Origin of the sequence: Streptomyces sp. JH14, assembly GCF_029428675.1 — a bacterium.
Classification (GTDB): Bacteria; Actinomycetota; Actinomycetes; order Streptomycetales; family Streptomycetaceae; genus Streptomyces.
On record NZ_JAJNEL010000001.1, the window covers coordinates 3703145 to 3720101 of the forward strand.

16 protein-coding genes and 1 pseudogene are annotated in these 16957 nt (G+C 71.3%); 6 read left to right on the forward strand and 11 right to left on the reverse strand.

Features of this window, described 5'->3' with window-relative positions; genetic code table 11:
* Position 1: 1 nt before the first annotated feature.
* From LRD69_RS16685 to LRD69_RS16710, 6 genes are all read right to left on the reverse strand, one after another.
* Positions 2–1066: an NAD-dependent epimerase/dehydratase family protein gene (locus tag LRD69_RS16685; protein WP_277327364.1), complete on the reverse strand. Its 1065-nt coding sequence runs from the start codon at positions 1064–1066 to the stop codon at positions 2–4.
* A gap of 119 nt (positions 1067–1185) precedes the next feature.
* A complete protein-coding gene (locus tag LRD69_RS16690) occupies positions 1186–3027 on the reverse strand; it encodes an alkyl sulfatase dimerization domain-containing protein (RefSeq protein ID WP_277327365.1) in 1842 nt (613 codons plus the stop codon).
* 208 nt (positions 3028–3235) lie between these two features.
* A complete protein-coding gene (locus LRD69_RS16695) occupies positions 3236–3847 on the reverse strand; it encodes a hypothetical protein (protein WP_277327366.1) in 612 nt (203 codons plus the stop codon).
* Positions 3844–5118: an MAB_1171c family putative transporter gene (locus LRD69_RS16700; RefSeq protein WP_277327367.1), complete on the reverse strand. Its 1275-nt coding sequence runs from the start codon at positions 5116–5118 to the stop codon at positions 3844–3846. The genes LRD69_RS16695 and LRD69_RS16700 overlap by 4 nt, the downstream gene beginning before the upstream one ends.
* 41 nt (positions 5119–5159) lie before the next feature.
* Positions 5160–5738, reverse strand: coding sequence for a toxin (locus LRD69_RS16705; protein WP_277327368.1), 579 nt, complete (start codon positions 5736–5738; stop codon positions 5160–5162).
* Between the two features lie 5 nt (positions 5739–5743).
* Positions 5744–6193 (reverse strand): hypothetical protein, encoded by a 450-nt coding sequence (locus LRD69_RS16710; protein WP_277327369.1) that lies wholly within the window; start codon positions 6191–6193, stop codon positions 5744–5746.
* 530 nt (positions 6194–6723) lie between these two features.
* Between LRD69_RS16710 and LRD69_RS16715 the strand changes: the two genes are divergently transcribed.
* The 3 genes from LRD69_RS16715 to LRD69_RS16725 all read left to right on the forward strand — a co-directional run bounded on the left by LRD69_RS16715 (position 6724) and on the right by LRD69_RS16725 (position 9389).
* The gene (locus tag LRD69_RS16715) at positions 6724–7077 is read left to right on the forward strand and encodes a MerR family transcriptional regulator (protein WP_277327370.1); all 354 of its coding nucleotides are present in this window, start codon (positions 6724–6726) and stop codon (positions 7075–7077) included.
* Positions 7078–7381: 304 nt separating this feature from the next.
* The gene (locus LRD69_RS16720; RefSeq protein WP_277327371.1) at positions 7382–7585 is read left to right on the forward strand and encodes a cold-shock protein; all 204 of its coding nucleotides are present in this window, start codon (positions 7382–7384) and stop codon (positions 7583–7585) included.
* A 280-nt stretch (positions 7586–7865) separates the two neighbouring features.
* Entirely contained in the window at positions 7866–9389 is a 1524-nt protein-coding gene (locus LRD69_RS16725; RefSeq protein WP_277327372.1) for a DEAD/DEAH box helicase, read from the forward strand.
* A gap of 106 nt (positions 9390–9495) precedes the next feature.
* Here the strand turns inward: LRD69_RS16725 and crcB (LRD69_RS16730) are convergent, their stop codons facing one another.
* From crcB (LRD69_RS16730) to LRD69_RS16745, 4 genes are all read right to left on the reverse strand, one after another.
* Positions 9496–9870 carry a fluoride efflux transporter CrcB gene (gene crcB / locus LRD69_RS16730; protein ID WP_277327373.1) on the reverse strand — a complete coding sequence of 125 codons (375 nt, stop codon included), beginning with the start codon at positions 9868–9870 and terminating at the stop codon, positions 9496–9498.
* Positions 9867–10241 carry a DUF190 domain-containing protein gene (locus LRD69_RS16735; RefSeq protein ID WP_277327374.1) on the reverse strand — a complete coding sequence of 125 codons (375 nt, stop codon included), beginning with the start codon at positions 10239–10241 and terminating at the stop codon, positions 9867–9869. Before LRD69_RS16735 ends, crcB (LRD69_RS16730) begins: the two co-directional genes overlap by 4 nt.
* Positions 10238–10669, reverse strand: coding sequence for a fluoride efflux transporter CrcB (gene crcB, locus LRD69_RS16740; protein WP_277329761.1), 432 nt, complete (start codon positions 10667–10669; stop codon positions 10238–10240). Before crcB (LRD69_RS16740) ends, LRD69_RS16735 begins: the two co-directional genes overlap by 4 nt.
* Positions 10670–10966: 297 nt before the next feature.
* Positions 10967–12397 carry a glycosyltransferase family 39 protein gene (locus LRD69_RS16745; RefSeq protein ID WP_277327375.1) on the reverse strand — a complete coding sequence of 477 codons (1431 nt, stop codon included), beginning with the start codon at positions 12395–12397 and terminating at the stop codon, positions 10967–10969.
* 432 nt (positions 12398–12829) lie between these two features.
* On the opposite strand from LRD69_RS16745, the gene LRD69_RS16750 reads away from it, so the two are divergent.
* Both LRD69_RS16750 and LRD69_RS16755 read left to right on the forward strand, forming a co-directional pair.
* Positions 12830–13567, forward strand: coding sequence for a polyprenol monophosphomannose synthase (locus LRD69_RS16750; protein ID WP_277327376.1), 738 nt, complete (start codon positions 12830–12832; stop codon positions 13565–13567).
* Between the two features lie 90 nt (positions 13568–13657).
* On the forward strand, positions 13658–15175 hold the full coding sequence (locus LRD69_RS16755) for an alpha/beta hydrolase (RefSeq protein WP_277327377.1): 1518 nt from the start codon (positions 13658–13660) through the stop codon (positions 15173–15175).
* 43 nt (positions 15176–15218) lie between these two features.
* Here LRD69_RS16755 and LRD69_RS16760 read toward each other — a convergent pair.
* Positions 15219–15836 (reverse strand): annotated as a pseudogene (locus LRD69_RS16760) (phosphoribosyltransferase family protein); the annotation flags it as partial.
* Between the two features lie 102 nt (positions 15837–15938).
* On the opposite strand from LRD69_RS16760, the gene LRD69_RS16765 reads away from it, so the two are divergent.
* The gene (locus tag LRD69_RS16765; RefSeq protein ID WP_277327378.1) at positions 15939–16727 is read left to right on the forward strand and encodes an HAD-IIA family hydrolase; all 789 of its coding nucleotides are present in this window, start codon (positions 15939–15941) and stop codon (positions 16725–16727) included.
* Positions 16728–16957 lie beyond the last annotated feature (230 nt).

The window sequence follows — 16957 nt, forward strand, 5'->3', positions numbered from 1 at the left end:
CTCACCCGCCGGCCGGGACCGCTCTGAGTGCCGCCGCCCCCGCGAACTCCTTCATCCCCTCCGCGAACCCCACCTCCGGCCGCCAGCCCAGTTCCTCCCGCAGCCGGCGCGAGTCCGCCGTCACATGGCGTACGTCCCCGAGCCGGTACCCACCGGTGATCTCCGGCGCCGGGCCGCCGTGCGCGGCGGCCAGTGCCGCCGCCATCTCGCCGATCGTGTGGGGGTCCCCGCTCCCCGTGTTGTACGCGGCGAAGCTCCCCGCCGCACGTTCCAGCACGGCCTCCAGCGCCACCGCGTTCGCAGCCGCCACATCGCGTACGTGGACGAAGTCGCGTCGCTGGCCGCCGTCCTCGAAGACCTGTGGTGCCTCGTCCCGGGCCAGCGACGAGCGGAAGAAGGAGGCGACGCCCGCGTACGGGGTGTCGCGCGGCATCCCCGGCCCGTACACGTTGTGGTACCGCAGGGCCACCGCCCGGCCGCCCGTCGCCCGCGCCCAGGACGCGGCGAGATGTTCCTGGGCGAGCTTCGTCGCCGCGTACACGTTGCGCGGGTCGGTCGGCGCGCTCTCGGCCACCAGACCGGGGGTCAGCTCCGCCCCGCAGTCCGGGCAGCGCGGTTCGAACCGGCCCGCCGCCAGATCGGCCACGGCTCGCGGTCCGGGCCTGACCTGCCCGTGCCGCGGGCAGTCGTACCGGCCCTCGCCGTACACGACCATCGACCCCGCGAGCACCAGACCGCCCACCCCGGCCCCGGCCATCTCCGCCAGCAGGACAGCCGTCCCCAGGTCGTTGCAGCCGACGTACTCGGGGGCGTCCGCGAAGTCCTTGCCCAGACCGACCATCGCCGCCTGGTGGCACACCGCGTCGACGCCCCGCAGCGCATCGGCGACCGCGCCCCGGTCCCGTACATCGGCGACGACCAGGCCCTCCCGCCCGGCGCGCGCACCGCGCCCGTGCGCCGACTCCAGCAGCGCGTCGAACACCACCACCTCGTGCCCGCGCCGGGCGAGCGCTTCGGCGATGTGTCCTCCGATGAACCCGGCCCCGCCGGTGAGCAGTACGCGCATGACGCCACGTTAGATCGCCGTGCGCGCTCCGCTCCGCCGCCGTGCGGGCACGTCACCGGAGCGTAAGAACCCGTCGCACAGGGACCTGGAACGCGACGGCCCGCACGCCGGGCCGGCGGTCAGGGCGTGACGACGGCGAAGTCCGGGTCGGGGGTGTCCAGCACCGACACCAGGGTCCGCAGTGCGCCGATGTCCCCGGTGTGCTCGATCGTGTCGAGCCCCTTGCCGGCCAGCAGCTGCAGCAGTTGCGCCCGGGTCAGGGTGAACGCCACGTCGGCGGGGGCGTCGATCGCGGTGTCGGTGGGGTCCGTCCTCGCCGGTACGAGGACACCGTTGCGCAGGGTGGTCCGGTACCACTCGCCCAGATCGGTGAAGTGCCAGTCCAGAGTGGCCCGGTGGTCCCACGCCTTGGGGCCGTCGATGCGGATGGCGAGCGAGTCGAAGATCTGCTCCACGCTCAGCGCCGCGGTCATGCCTCCGGCGGACAGGGGCGTCCTGGTGATGCCCTGGCGCAGTTCGAGGGCGCCCATGAGATAGCAGTTGCGCCAGGTCGCGTTCTCGGAGCCGTGGGCGAGCCGTTCGAAGGTCTGCGCGAGCATCTCCTTGGCCGCGGTGTGTCCGGGGTCCGCGAAGACCGCGTGCTTGAGCAGCTGCGCCGCGAACCGCAGATCGCCCTCGGAGACGTACTGCCCGGCCCGGTCGACCACCGCGTCGACGCCGCCCATGCAGTCGACGTAGCGGCGCGCGGACTCGGTCGGCGGGTGCTCCCAGAGCGAGGACGGGTGGCCGTCGTACCAGCCCAGGTAGCGCTGGTAGATCGCCTTCACGTTGTGGCTGACGGAACCGTAGTAGCCGCGGGCGTGCCAGGAGCGGGCGAGGCCGGGCGGCAGCTCGATCAGTTCGGCGATCTCGATGCCGGTGTGGCCCTGGTTGGCCAGGCGCAGGGTCTGGTCGTGCAGGTAGGCGTACAGGTCGCACTGTTCCGACAGGAACGTGGTCAGCTGCTCCGTCCCCCAGGTGGGCCAGTGGTGGGAGGCGAACAGGACGTCGCTCTCGGTGCCGAAGAGCTCCACGGCCTCGTTCAGATAGCGGGACCAGATCCGGGCGTCGCGGACCACGGCGCCGCGCAGGGTCAGGATGTTGTGCAGGTTGTGGGTGGCGTTCTCGGCCATGCACAGGGCGCGGTGTTCGGGCAGATGGAAGTTCATCTCCGCGGGTGCCTCGGTGCCGGGCGTCAGATGGAAGTGGAACACCACGCCGTCGACCGTCTCGACCTGCCCGGTTCCGGTGATCTCGATGGTGGCCGGGAGGATGCCGGTGGTTCCGGTGGACGTGGTGAAGCCGAGGCCCGTACCGACCAGGCCGGTGGGCCCGCGGTCGAGGTTCATGCCCGAGTAGTAGGCGCCGCGCCGCAGCATGGCCGTGCCGGCGTACACGTTCTCGGTGACGGAGTGCTCCATGAAGCCCTGCGGGGCGAGGACGGGTACGTCGTCGTCCCGGCCGACGACGCCGTGGATGCCGCCGAAGTGGTCGATGTGCGAATGGGTGAAGATCACGCCGGTGACGGGCCGGTCACCGCGCTGCTCGCGGTAGAGCGCGAGGCCGGCCGCCGCGGTCTCGGCGGAGACGAGCGGATCGACGACGATGACTCCGGTGTCGCTCTCGACGAGGGTCATGTTCGACAGGTCGAAGCCGCGGATCTGGTAGATCCCGTCGGTCACGCGGTACAGACCGGCGCGGGCGCAGAGCTGGGACTGCCGCCACAGGCTCGGGTTGACGGAGTCCGGGCAGTCCCCCGCCAGGAAGGCGGTGTCGGCGAAGTCCCACACCACGCGTCCGTCGTCGCCGGTGACGGCCGTGACCGACGGGCCGGCCACGAATCCCCGGTCGGCGTTCTCGAAGTCCGTACGGTCCGCGAAGTCGGGTGTGGCGGATCCAGCGGATGCTGCGGTGGTGGGCATGCTGATCTCCTGGGGCCGGTGGTGCGCCGGCCTGGTTCCCGTACCGCCGGCCTCACCCGGGCGGTGCCGCGGTCGGCGACCTGCGCACCGAGGACGTCGCCGCGCAGCCGCCCGGCCACAAAGCCTGTCGCTACACGACTATTTGGGCATACGTGGCATTACGCAACCGGGGGAGCCCGGAGGAAACCGGTGACGGCCGCTCCGGGCGTCAGGCGACCAGGAACGCCGTCGCCGTCGCCGCTCCCAGCGACGCGCCCGCCACCACCTGGGCGACGCTGTGGTAACCGAGCGCCACCCGCGACCAGCACACGGCGGCCGTCATCGGGTACGCCAGGAGCCACCACGGGGAGTCGGCCGCGGCGAGCAGCGCGACGACCGCCGAGGCGACCGACGCGTCCACCGAGATCTTCCAGACGGTGTTGACGGCCAGCAGGACGACCGTCATGGCCCACAGGGCCAGCATCGCCACCAGGATCCCGGCAGGCGCGTGCCCGAGGACCATGACGACCGAGCCCGCCCCGATCGAGCCGAGGATGACGAAGAAGATCGGCGCACGCTTCGTACGGTCGACGACATGCCGGTCGCCCCAGGTGCCGCGCCCCCGTTCCCACTCGATGTACCCGGCCGGGACGATTCCCGCACAGAGGGCGCCGAGGAGGCCCCACAGCAGACCGGTCCAGTGGCCGGCGGCGGCCACGCCGATGGCGAGCATGCCGGCGAGCAGGACGTTGCGGGGCTGGAGGACGTCCGTGACCGTGCGGGCGGCCGGCGTGCGTTCGCCGGCGGGGGCAGGGGCCGCGGGGGTGTTCGTCGTCGTCACGCCTTCTCCTGCGTCTTCTCCGTCGTCTCCATGGCTGTCACGGAGGCCAGGATCTGCCGGGTCCGGTCCTCGGAGACCGTCCGGTACGCGGCCGCCACCTCCACCAGCCACGCCACTTCGTCGTCCTGGTCGGTGGCGTGCTGCGTGCCGACCGCCGCGGCAGGGCCGGCGGCGGCGCCGGTGTTCCTCGCGGTCAGGGCCGCCTTGATCCAGTACGCGTCGGCGAGCGGTCCGGCCTTCGCGGGGTTCGCGGTGTCGCGGGCGGCTGCCGCCCCGGCGGCCGGCAGCAGGGTGTCCGGCACGTAGTGGCGCAGTTTCTCGACCGCGTCCGCGATATCGGCGGCCCACCGGTCGATCCGGAGGTCCGCGGGCGTGTCGAACCGGGTCAGTTCGCGGCGCAGTGACGCCGGGGGCTCGAACGGCTGGTCGGGGAACGCGGTCATCAGCTCGTACCAGAGGCCGTGCAGCCGGGTCTGGGCCCGCCACAGTCTGACCCGGCGCCGTCCCTCGCTGAGAGCGGGGAGGGACGCGCCCACCGCGAAGAACGCGAACAGCACCAGCTGCGCGGCCTCGGTGACCTCGTCGAACTCCAGGGCGAAGGCCGGGCTCGGCCGGTCGATGACGCTGACCCACAGGAACAGCGTGCGGCTGACGGTGTAGCCGACGCCGATGACCATCGCGAACGTCATCATGCCCAGCCCCACCCGCAGATGGCGCAGCCGCGCACCGGCGGTGGCCAGGGCCCACTGGTACGCGCAGACCGCGGACGCGGCGCCCAGGTAGAGGTAGAACACGCTCATGTACAGCGTGGCGCCCCACTGACCGGCATGGTCGGAGACGAAGCGGTCCGACGGTACGGAACGGTCGACGACGGTGAAGAAGAGCACCGTCAGCAGGATCAGGGTGGCGACGGACGCCTTCGCCGCCACCTGCTGGATCATCCGCGCGAACCGGACGTGCCGCGGGACGTCCCCGGCCTCGGGGTACTGGCCGTAGATCGCGACGATGTAGCTGAGGATCGCCAGGATCGCGACGGTCGCGGTGTAGTGCTTGATCAGGACCGACAGGTCGGTGACCGCACTGTTGTTGAGCCCGGTGCGCACGGCGCGGGTCTTCGTCCACAGGGCGGCGGCGAATCCGGCGTAGCAGCCCCACAGGGCCCGTCGGCGTCTGTCCTCCTCGTCGCCCCACAGGGCGGCCGGCATGCGCCACACGGCGACGGCCGTCATGAGGCCGGCTATCAGGTAGCCGGCGAGGTCGAGCGGGGTCACGGCGAAGTCCTCTGGAGTGGGGGGAGGGGGCTGTCGAACAGTCAGGTCCGGCGGAACAGGCCGCCGGACCGGCGGCGGCGCGCGACGGGGCGGGAGAGCGAGTCGGCCAGGCGGCCCACCATGTCGTCGCTGGTCACGTCCCTGGCCATACGCGGGATGAGCGAGGCGCCGAACTCGGCGATCCGCTCGTCGTGCGTGTCGTACTGGGCGCGTGCCTGCACGGTGCCGCCGCCCGCCCGCAGCGCGTCGGCGACACCGGAGTCGAGGACCCGGGAGATCAGGGACGTGTCGAAGACCGGGAGCAGCCGCTGGAGTTGCTCCGCGTCGAGCGAGGTGCCGTGGTCGAACCACTCGTGGCACAGCTCGTGCAGGATGACGTGCTGCGTCTGGTACGCGGTGGGGCGCCGCCGGTAGAGCACGAAGCTGGTCCGTCCCGAGGCCAGGCGCAGTCCGCAGGCGGCATTGACGCGCGCCAGCCGGTCGGGCATTTCATGCAGCACGATGGTGCGGCCGCGGGCCGCCTCCATGTTCGCCACCAGGCCGGCGACGGAGAACGGCGCGGGGATGGGCAGGTCGGCCAGCCCGGCCTCGCACTCTTTCCGCAGCGCACGCAGGGACATGAGGTCTACTGCTCCGCCCGGCCGTCGGCCGCGTCGCCCCGGCGGTCCTTCGCGTCCTCCAGGAGTGAGAGCGCGAACTGCAGGAGCTCCGGCGGAAGACCGTCGTCGTCGAGGCCGCGGCCGGCCAGCCCGCTGATCTCCCCGGTACGACGCTTCGCAAGGAACCGCAGACCCGCGACGACATCGTCGACGACCTCGGACTCCTCCTTGAAGAAGCGCCAGTCGACACCGAAGCCCAGCCCGAGGGCCTTGAGGATCTCCTCGGACGGCTGGGTGACCTTTCCGGCGAGGATGTTGGAGAAGTAGCTGTGCGACAGCGAGCCGCCGCGCTCCTTGACCAGGTCCGCGAAGACCCGCCCGGAGATCTTCTGGCCGGGGAAGGTCTCCTCCACCATGTACTCGACCTTCTGCTGCAGCGTCCGCAGCTCCGGCGCGTGTTCTTCGCCGTTGTCCATCGGGGCCCCCACGTCCACGTCCGCCGCACGCGCGTCCGTCCGAGCGGAACATCCTGCTCCGGTGCCAGGAGCGGGCTTGCGCAAACACTCTACGTCACTGTTAACTCAAAAAAACATGGGCAAGGGACCACGAGGGGAGTCCCTTGCCCGTGGTGTCGTCGTATGTCCGGTACGGGTGGGCCCGCAACGGGTCGTAGCCCTTCACGACGGGGGATGCGTGAAGGGCTACTCGTACATTATGACCGCCGGCCAGGCCGTCATCAACTGACCGTCCAGTCAGTGTGTCCCGCGACGTGTGCATCGGCGCACGCGTGTCGCGACGGGAAGCGGCGCGCGAAGAGGTGTGCGGCGGGGCGTCGTGCACCCGGACGGCCGTCGGCCGCCCGGACAGCTAATTTCCCCTGACAGGCCCGGGAAATCTGTCGCGGCTATGATAGAGATGATGGCTCGCACCCAGAGAGTTTCTTTTTCGGTCAACGAAATCAGAGACGCTTCCGATGTCTCTCGCAGCGGGCCCGGAAGAGGTGCAAATGCCCCCAGAGACCCCTCCGCACGCCGCCGACCGGCTCGATGACGACGACTACCCCGCCTACACCATGGGCCGGGCGGCGGAGATGATCGGCGCGACGCCCGGCTTCCTCCGGGCGATCGGCGAAGCCCGCCTGATCACGCCCCTGCGGTCCGAGGGCGGCCACCGCCGCTACTCCCGCTACCAGTTGCGCATAGCGGCCCGCGCGCGTGAACTCGTCGACGGCGGTACGCCGATCGAGGCGGCCTGTCGCATCGTCATCCTGGAGGACCAGCTCGAGGAGGCCCTGCGCCTCAACGCGGAGCTGCGTCGGTCCCGGACGGGTTCGGTCGGCGGAGCGGGCACGGGGTCCTGAGGCCGGGTCCGCGGGGCAGAATATCTGCTGCCGCAAGTGCAGAATTTTATGCAATGCGCGATGAGGGTTTATGGCGCACCTGACGGAGTGTAATTACTTGCCGCTTCCGGACGCTTCCATCGTGCTAGTGTGGATGCCAGTTGCAGTTGTGGTTCCCAAAACTCCAAGTGCTCTCGTCGGCGTAATGTGTCGATGGGCGCGCTTTTGTATTTCCGGCATTAATGTTCCGGACGGGGTAATCATCGCGGCGACGCGGGATGCGCACGGTGCGGATCCCCGGGCACTGCCCCAGAAGGAGACAAACATGGCTACTGGCACCGTCAAGTGGTTCAACGCGGAAAAGGGCTTCGGCTTCATCGAGCAGGACGGTGGCGGCGCTGACGTCTTCGCCCACTACTCGAACATCGCCGCGAGCGGCTTCCGTGAGCTGCAGGAGGGCCAGAAGGTGACCTTCGACGTCACGCAGGGCCAGAAGGGCCCGCAGGCGGAGAACATCACCCCCGCGTGATCCTGCAAACGCTCCGGCGCTGACGCGCTGAGACGCACTTGCGCACAGCTGGGGCCCGCACCTTGGGTGCGGGCCCCAGCTCGTTGCTTTTTCCGGGCCCGCCATCGTGCGCCGCCCCCAAGTCCCTGTGACGGACACGGTTCATCCGTGTCGGACACGGCTCGTTTCATCGCAGCCGGGCTTCGTCCACGCATTTCATCGGCCCGTTCTTGCGATTCCTGCGCCGCTCCGCCGTCGCAGTGAATTCCTCGATACGCGCCATATCGAGGAAGGGTTCTGCATGAACCGCACAGCTCGCACGAACGATCGATACTCCCGCACCCGCAGCGGCGGCTTCCACTCGCAGTCCGGCGGCGGTCAGGGAGGCCAGAGCCGCTACGGAGCCCCGGGCCGCTCCGTCCCGGGTTCCGGTCCGCGCTCCGGTGGCTACGGACGCCGGCCCGCCGCCAAGCAGGGCGAGTTCGCCCTGCCGAAGACGATCACCCCCGCGCTGCCCGCCGCCGAGGCGTTCGCCGATCTGGATCTGCCCGCACCCCTGCTGGCGGCGCTCGCCGCCGAGGGCGTGACCACGCCGTTCCCGATCCAGGCGGCCACCCTGCCCAACTCGCTCGCCGGGCGCGACGTGCTCGGCCGCGGCCGCACCGGCTCGGGCAAGACGCTCGCCTTCGGCCTCGCCCTGCTGGCCCGTACGGCAGGCCGGCGCGCCGACGCCCGACGCCCGCTGGCCCTGGTCCTCGTCCCCACCCGGGAGCTGGCGCAGCAGGTCACCGACGCACTCACCCCGTACGCCAAGTCGCTGAAGCTGCGGCTGGCGACCGTCGTCGGCGGCATGTCGATCGGACGGCAGGCAAGTGCGCTGCGTGGCGGCGCCGAAGTCGTCGTCGCCACACCCGGCCGGCTCAAGGACCTCATCGAGCGTGGCGACGTCCGCCTCGACCGTGTCACCATCACCGTTCTCGACGAGGCCGACCAGATGGCCGACATGGGCTTCATGCCGCAGGTCACCGAGCTGCTCGACCAGGTGGCGCCCGAGGGCCAGCGGATGCTGTTCTCGGCCACCCTGGACCGTAACGTCGACCTGCTGGTCCGCCGCTATCTGCACGACCCGGTGGTCCACTCCGTCGACCCGGCGGCCGGTGCCGTGACGACGATGGAGCACCACGTGCTGTACGTCCACGGCGCCGACAAGTACGCCACCACGACGGAGATCGCGGCGCGCGACGGCCGGGTGATCATGTTCCTGGACACCAAGCACGCCGTGGACAAGCTCACCGACCACCTCCTCAACAGCGGGGTACGGGCAGCCGCGCTGCACGGCGGCAAGTCGCAGCCGCAGCGCACCCGCACCCTGACCCGGTTCAAGACCGGGCACGTCACGGTGCTGGTCGCCACGAACGTCGCGGCCCGCGGCATCCACGTCGACAATCTCGACCTCGTCGTCAATGTGGACCCGCCGAGCGACCACAAGGACTACCTGCACCGCGGCGGCCGTACCGCCCGGGCCGGTGAGTCCGGCAGCGTCGTCACACTGGTGCTGCCCAATCAGCGCCGGGAGATGACCCGTCTGATGGCCGATGCGGGGATCACCCCGAAAATCGCCCAGGTCCGCTCCGGCGAGGCCGAGTTGAGCCGGATCACCGGCGCGCAGGCCCCGTCGGGGGTGCCGGTCACGATCTCGGCGCCGGTCACGGAGCGCGCGAAGAGCGGCGGCTCGCCGTCGTCCCGCGCCCGCCGCAGCCGCCCGTCACAGGGCCGCCGCACGTCGTCCGGCACGGGCAACGGCGGCTCGCAGCGCCGGTCCTAGGGCCTCTCGTTCGGATCATGCTGGGCTCGCGCCTGATCCGGACGAAAGACCCCAGCTCATTGATCCCGGGACGTCCCGCCCGTGCGGCGGGGCGTCCCGAACGGTCCTACGCCCAGAGCGCATCGGCGAGCGAGACCCCTGCGAACACCGCGGCCAGCGCCGCCACCACGCTCCCCACGACATTGGCCGCCGCGTACAGTTTCGCCCCGCCCTCGGCCAGTCGCAGCGTCTCGTAGCTGAACGTCGAGTAGGTCGTCAGCGCCCCGCACAGCCCCGTCCCCACGAGCAGTTGCACCTGTGACGACGCGGCGCCTGCCGCCACCGCGCCGGTCAGCAGACCGAGCACCAGGGAGCCGGCCGTGTTCACCACGAAGGTCCCCCACGGGAAGACCGTGTCGTGCCGGGACTGGACCGCCCGGTCGGTCAAGTAGCGCAGCGGTGCGCCGACGGAAGCGCCGACGATCACGAGCAGCCAGTTCACGGGCCCTCCTCCCGGCCGTGGCGGCGGATGACCTCGCAGGCGTCCAGCACGGCCACGCCTTCCCCGATCAGCTCGTCGACGAGCGGAAGGAACGCGCGGACGCGCTCCTCGGTGTCCACGATCACGACGGCCACCGGCAGGTCCTCGCTCAGTGACAGCAGCCGCTGGGTGTGGATCATCGACGAGGCGCCGAAGCCCTCGATGCCCCGGAACACGCTGGCACCCGCCAGCCCCGCCCGGTGCGCCCGGTGCACGATCTCCGAGTAGAGGGGCCGGTGGTGCCAGCTGTCGGACTCCCCGACGAGGACCGTCAGCCGCAGGGCCCGTTCGGCCGCCCCGGCCCCCTCGGTCCCGCTGGTCTCCTGCGTCATGGCCGCCTCCACGCCAGTACGCGGCGCGTCAGCCACACCGCACTCCACACCGCGGTGAGCGCCGCGAGCAGGGTCAGTCCGAGATAGGCGACACCTGCACGGGCCCGGCCGCTGTCCACGAGCCGCTCGATCTCCACCGCGTACGTGGAGAACGTGGTGAACCCGCCCAGCACCCCCGTACCGAAGAACGGCCGCACCAGCCGGTGCGCCGCCCAGACGTCGCTGATCACCACCATGAAGACGCCGATCACCGCACACCCGACGACGTTCACCAGCAGCGTCGTCCACGGGAAACCGCCCGGCGCGGTCGTCCAGAGCAGCGAGGCCCCGTAGCGGCCGCACGCTCCGATCGCACCGCCGAGGGCGACGGCCGCGACGACCGGCCACTGCCGGCCGGACCGGGCGCCCAGTCGTGCGGGCACGGACATGGCGGCCTCGGCGTCGTCGGGGTCATCCGGCACGGAGGAGTCCGGGGATCCCGTCGATGCCGGGAACACCCGGGGCTGCTGCGCTCCCGTGGACATGCGTCTCCTACCTGCTGGGTGCCCGCGAGCGGGCACGCTCGGCCGCAAGTAGGGACCGTTGGCGGCGCTGCTGCCGCGGTTCGGGTACGGCGGGCCCCACCGCCGCGCAGCAACCGTCACCCGCACGGCCCCTGCTCGCACCAGACTATCGCCCGTGTGTGCGCCGTGCCTGGCGCGAGGGACGACCGGCGCCCGGCCGGCTCAGCACCGGCCCGGCCGCGCATACAGCGTGACCCGGCCGCCCTTGACCTGCACCCGCCGGCATACGACGAACTCCTGGCGCAGGACGTCCCGCTTGACCACTTCGCCGGGGAACGCGTCCTCCGGCTGCCCCGGCGGATCGCTGAGCGCCACGATCCGGTCGAACCCGCGCAGCCGGGCCCGGATCCGGCCGGCCGAATCCTCCGTGCCTTCGAGGGTGTTGCCGGCGGTCGGGCTCCGCCGCAGCGCCAGATCGGTCAGGCCCCGGAAGTCGTCCGGGTAGGAGAGGGCCCACTCCCTCCGCCGCGACGGCATGAAGAGCACGCCGGCGCCGTCCGGCGCCATGGCACGGACCTGGGCGGCGATGGCGGTGACGTCGTCCTTACGGCTGTCGGGAGTGCGCATCTGGAGCGTCACCGGGAGGAGAGCGGCGACCACACCGACCGCCGCGACACCGGACACCGTGGCACGCCGCCAGGGTGTCGCCGTCCGGGCGGTCCGTCCGGCGGCCTCCCACAGCCGGTCCGCCGCGAGGCCGATGAGCAGGGCCAGCCCGACGTGGGAGTAGAGGACATAGCGGTCCAGGTACACGGGGTCGTGGAGCGAGGCGAGCAGCAGCGCGGCCGGGGGCACGATCAGCAGCGGCAGAGCCAGCCGGACCAGGCGAAGGCCGCCCGCCCGCGCCGCCGCCCCCGCCGGCTTCGTCACGTACACCGCGCAGAGGACGCCGATCAGTGTCACGGCCGCGACCACGAGCCATTCGGCCGGACGCGGCCACCCGATCCAGGAGACCTGCCCCGACTGCCCCGCGGAGCGCACGGCCAGCGGGGCGACCGCGGCGACCGACACCCCTGCCGCCACCGCCCAGGACCGCAGCAGCGGACGCGGCAGCCGTGAGAGATACAGCGTCAGACCGTGGGCGGGCAGGGCGAGAAGCGCGAACTCGTGCAGCCATCCGGCGACGATGACGGTGAGTGCGTAGGCGGTCCAGCGCCCGCGCGAGGAATCGTCGAGGGCGCCGGCGAACAGATGGGTGGAGAGGGCGACGAGCGCGCAGACCAGCGCGTAAGAGCGGCCCTCCTGCGCGTACATCTGGACCACAGGGATGAGGGCGAAGGCGAGACCGCCGATGCATCCGGCGCGGGGGCCCGCGAGGCGGCTCCCGGTCCGTGCGACCAGAAATGCGGACACGGACGTCGCGAGCACCGACGGGAGCCGGAGCGTCACCAGACTGTCGCCTCCGACGGCGAACATCGCGTGCATGAAGAAGTAGTAGAGGCCGTGCACCGCGTCGGTATTGCCGAGCAGTTGCCATAATTCGTCGGGGCTTCGGTGCGCCACCTGGTAGGTCACCGACTCGTCGCGCCACATGGAGTTTTCGCGACGGACTCCCCAGAGGCCCATCAGCAGTGCCGTCAGCGCGGACAGCAATCCGGCCGGGTAAGCGAACGGCGGTGCGGGATCCCGTTCCGGGCGGGGTCCGGAACATTCTTCGGGACGGGGCGTCGCGCTCAGAACCGCCGGATTCTGCGGATGGTCGATGGCGTGCTCCGATTCAGCGGCGAACGGGTGCAACGGGCCCGGGTCTCCGCCGGGCAGCGTACCCAGAAGCCCGGAACTCCGGGAAGAGCCGGCCGTGCTCCCGTGTGACACGCGCGGAATCGGGACCGGTCCTTTCCTCGTTTCCTCCCCGTGCAAAAGGTGTCGCGTCGCGTAGGGGCGGGTGCGGGTTTTTCTCCGGTGCCGAGGCCTGCGCGGATCGCTGTACGGAGAGCCCGGTGAGGCGCTGTTCCCGGGTGTTAGGCTCGCGCGGATCAAGAGCGTGGATCATCAGCAAACGCCTGAGAGCGCAAGGGAACGGTCGTGGAGAAGACTTCCCCGAAGATCGTGGTGGTCGTCCCCACCTACAACGAGCGGACGAACCTGCCCGTCCTCGTCGATCTGCTCATGGACCTGCACGTGCCGAACCTGCATGTTCTCGTCGTCGACGACAATTCGCCCGACGGTACGGGGGATGTCGCGGACCGGCTCGCAGGCGGGACCTCGGGCACGGTCGGCGTTCTGCACCGGAGCGAGAAGAACGGGCTGGGCCGTGCGTATGTCGCCGGTATGACGCGCGCGCTGCAAAAAGAAGCGGACGTGGTCATTCAGATGGACGCCGACCTCTCCCACCCGGCTTCGGTGGTCCCGCTCATGGTCGAGAGACTTTTCGCCGACGACGCCGCCGTCGTGATCGGCTCCCGCTATGTGAAAGGCGGTTCGCTCGCCACCGAGTGGCCGTGGCACCGCAAGGCGCTCTCCGCCTGGGCGAATTTCTACGTCAACGCGATTCTGCGGCTGCGTGTGAAGGACGCCACGGCCGGTTTCAAGGCATGGCGGGCGGACACCCTGAAAGCGATCGATCTGCCGTCCGTCCGAAGCAACGGGTATTCCTTCCAGGTGGAGATGAACCACCGGACGGTCAGGCGCGGACTGAAGATCGTCGAAGTGCCGATCAGATTCGAGGAGCGGGTGAACGGCGAATCGAAGTTGGGGCTGCGCGTGCAGATCGAATCGGCGATCACACCGTGGAAGCTGCTGTTCGGCAAGGAACGCGACTGACGTCTCGTCAGGCGTGCGGGGGGCAGCCCCACCGGAGGCCGTGGTGCCTGCCGGATGGGATGGGGACTTCCGTTCAACAACCCTTGCCCCATGACCACTTACAGCAATCGGCCCCTGCTTCTCGCCCTGTCCGTGACCGTCGTCGCCACGTCACTCGCCGCCGTCGCGGTCCCTGCCGCCCTCGCCGTACCGGCGAACTCCGCCACCGCTGTCCCCACCCTCACGTGGCGGTCGTGCGCCCAGCCCGGCGGCCCTGCCGGGCAGGAGTGCGCCGATCTGCCCGTACCGCTCGACTACGCCGACCCAGACGGCCCGCAGCTCACCGTCGCCGTCTCCCGTGTGCGCAGCGACCGGCCCGGCGCGCGACGCGGCACGCTGATCGTCATCCCCGGCGGGCCGGGCAGCGCCGGGGTGCAGCGGCTGACGCAGAAGGGGGCGGCGCTGCAGAAGGAGCTGGCGGGGGCGTACGACCTGGTGGGCCTCGATCCGCGCGGCATCGGCGGCAGTACGAGGGCGAACTGCGGTCTCGACGAGGAGGACCGGTACATGACGACCCTGCGTTCCTGGCCGGCGCCGGACGGCGACATCACGGAGAACGTCGCCCGGTCCCGCCGCACCGCCGAGGCCTGCGCCCGCAACGGCGGAGCCGTGCTGCGCAGCTTCAGCACGGCGAACGAGGTGCGCGACATCGACCGCTTCCGGCAGGCGCTGGGCGAGGAGAAACTGTCGGCGTGGGGCGTCTCGTACGGTACGTACGTGGGCGCCGTGTACGCGCAGAAGTATCCGCGGCACACGGACCGTTGGGTGCTGGACAGCAGCGGTGACCCCGATCCGTCCCGGCTCGAGCGCGGCTGGCTGGCCAACATGGCGCAGGCGGCGGACGACCGCTTCCCGGACTTCGCGGCCTGGGCCTCGGATCCGGCGCGGGAGGCCGAGGGGCTCCGCCTGGCCCGACGGCCGCAGGACGTACGGCCGTTGATCCTCTCGCTGGCGGCGGAGCTGGACCGCCGACCGAGGGAGACGACCACGGCGGGCATCGCGCTGACCGGCAACCGGCTGCGGCAGGCGCTGCAGAGCGCCCTCTACAGCGACGCCTCGTTCGAGCAGCTGTCCGGGCTCGTCGTGGCGGCCCAGGACCCGGCCGTGACACCGGTCCTCCCGCCGGAGCTCGCATACCCGCTGCCGGACCAGGACGCCGCGGTCATGGTCGCCGTCATCTGCAACGACGTGCGGTGGCCGGCGTCCGTCGCCTCGTACCGGAGGGCGGTGGCCGCCGACCGGGTGGATCACCCGTTGACGGCCGGGATGCCGGCGAACATCACACCCTGCGCGTTCTGGAAGAACGGGCCCGTCGAGAAGCCGGCCAGGATCACCGCCGAGGGCCCGTCCGACATCCTGATGATCCAGAACCTCCGGGACCCCGCGACCCCGTACTTCGGGGCGCTGAAGATGCGCGAGGCCCTGGGCGGCCGTGCGCGGCTCGTCACGGTCGGCCACGGCGGGCACGGCGTCTACCTGGGCAACGGCAACGCGTGCGGCACCGGCAAGGTCACCACGTTCCTGACCACGGGGGTACGCCCGGACCGGGACACGTTCTGCGCGGACTGACCGGGCGCGGGCCGAGCATGGTGCGGACGGGGCCCTACGCCTTCAGCAGGGAGAGGACTTCCTCGTCAGGCGTCTGGGAGAAGTCCCGGTACCACTCGCCGACGGCCGAGAACAGCACCGGCGTGGACAGGCAGACCAGCTCGTCCACCTGCGTACGCAGGTGGGCGACGGTGTCTGCGGGCGCCACCGGAACGGCCAGCACCACGCGGGCGGCGCCCTGCGCCCGTACGACCTGGCAGGCGGCCGCGGCCGTGGCGCCGGTCGCGATGCCGTCGTCGACCACGATCGCGGTACGGCCGTCGAGCGGCAGCCGGGGCCGGTCCTCGCGGAACCGCCGCGCCTGTCGTTCGAGCTCCGCCTGCTCGGTGCGTTCGACGGTGGCGATGTCCTCGGGCCCGATCCCTCCGCGCCGGACGACGTCGTCGTTGATCACCCGCACCCCGCCCTCCCCGATGGCACCGAAGGCCAGCTCGCGGTGGTACGGCACGCCCAGCTTGCGGACCACGATCACATCGAGAGGGGCACCGAGTGCCGCGGCAACCGCCGCGGCGACGGGAACCCCACCGCGCGGCAGCCCCAGCACGACGGGTTTCTCCTCCGCCAGATGCCGCAGCGCCTCGCCAAGGCGCCGCCCCGCATCCACGCGATCGGCGAACAACACGGTGGTTCACCCCCGAACCAGGGGAGACAGTGACCACGTACGTATCCACTTCGAACGCAACCCCATGTGCGGCGGTCCCGCAAGTCGGCGACAGTCGACCTTGTGGAACGAATCGGAGCGGTCCTGATCGACATCGACGGCGTGCTCACCGTGGACTGGCAGCCGCTGCCCGGCGCGGTGGCGGCCATGGAGCGGCTGCGTGCCGCCGGGCTCCCGCTGGCCCTGGTCACCAACACCACCTCCCGCACCCGCGCCGAGATGGCTGCGAAGCTGGCCGGGGCGGGTTTCCCCGTCGGCCAGGACGACATCCTCACCGCACCGGCGGTCACCGCCGCGTATCTGCGCGAACACTGCCCCGGCGCCCGGTGCGCGCTGCTCAACAGCGGCGATGTCGGGGAGGACCTGGCGGGTGTGACCCTCGTCGATCCAGCGGACGAGGGTGCTCCGGTGGATGTGGTCGTCCTGGGCGGCGCGGGAGAGGCATTCGGTTACGCGGCCCTCAACGCGGTCTTCCGCCACCTCCAGGGCGGCGCCCGGCTGATCGCCATGCACCGGAACCTGTACTGGCGTACGGCGCAGGGTCTCGACCTCGACACGGGGGCCTTCCTGCCGGGGCTGGAACGGGCGGCGCGGGTCGAGGCGGTGGTCACCGGCAAGCCCGCCGAGGCGTTCTACGCCACCGCACTGGCCCATCTCGGCGCCGGCGCGTCCGGAACGCTGATGGTGGGTGACGACATCGAGACCGACGTACTGGCGGCGCAGCGCTTCGGGATCACCGGCGTACTGGTCAGGACCGGCAAATACCTGCCGGAGACGCACAGGTCCGCCTCCGGCACCCCGGATCACGTCCTCGACTCCTTCGCGGACCTGCCGACGCTGCTGGGGAAGTGACCCGGCGCCCCTCGCGGGCGTACGCCACCGCGGCGGACGCCGGGCCCGTCCCGCACCCGGCGTCCGTACAGGCGCGCCCGCCGGGCCCCGCCGGGGCCCTCTCCCGCGACCGTCCGGGGGACCCGTCCGCCGCGCCGGGACCGTCCGCCCCGTGTGCCGCCCCCCTGGGCAATAGCCTCAAATCACACTTTTCGGGCCCAGTACACCCGCGAGCCGCACACCACCGGTGG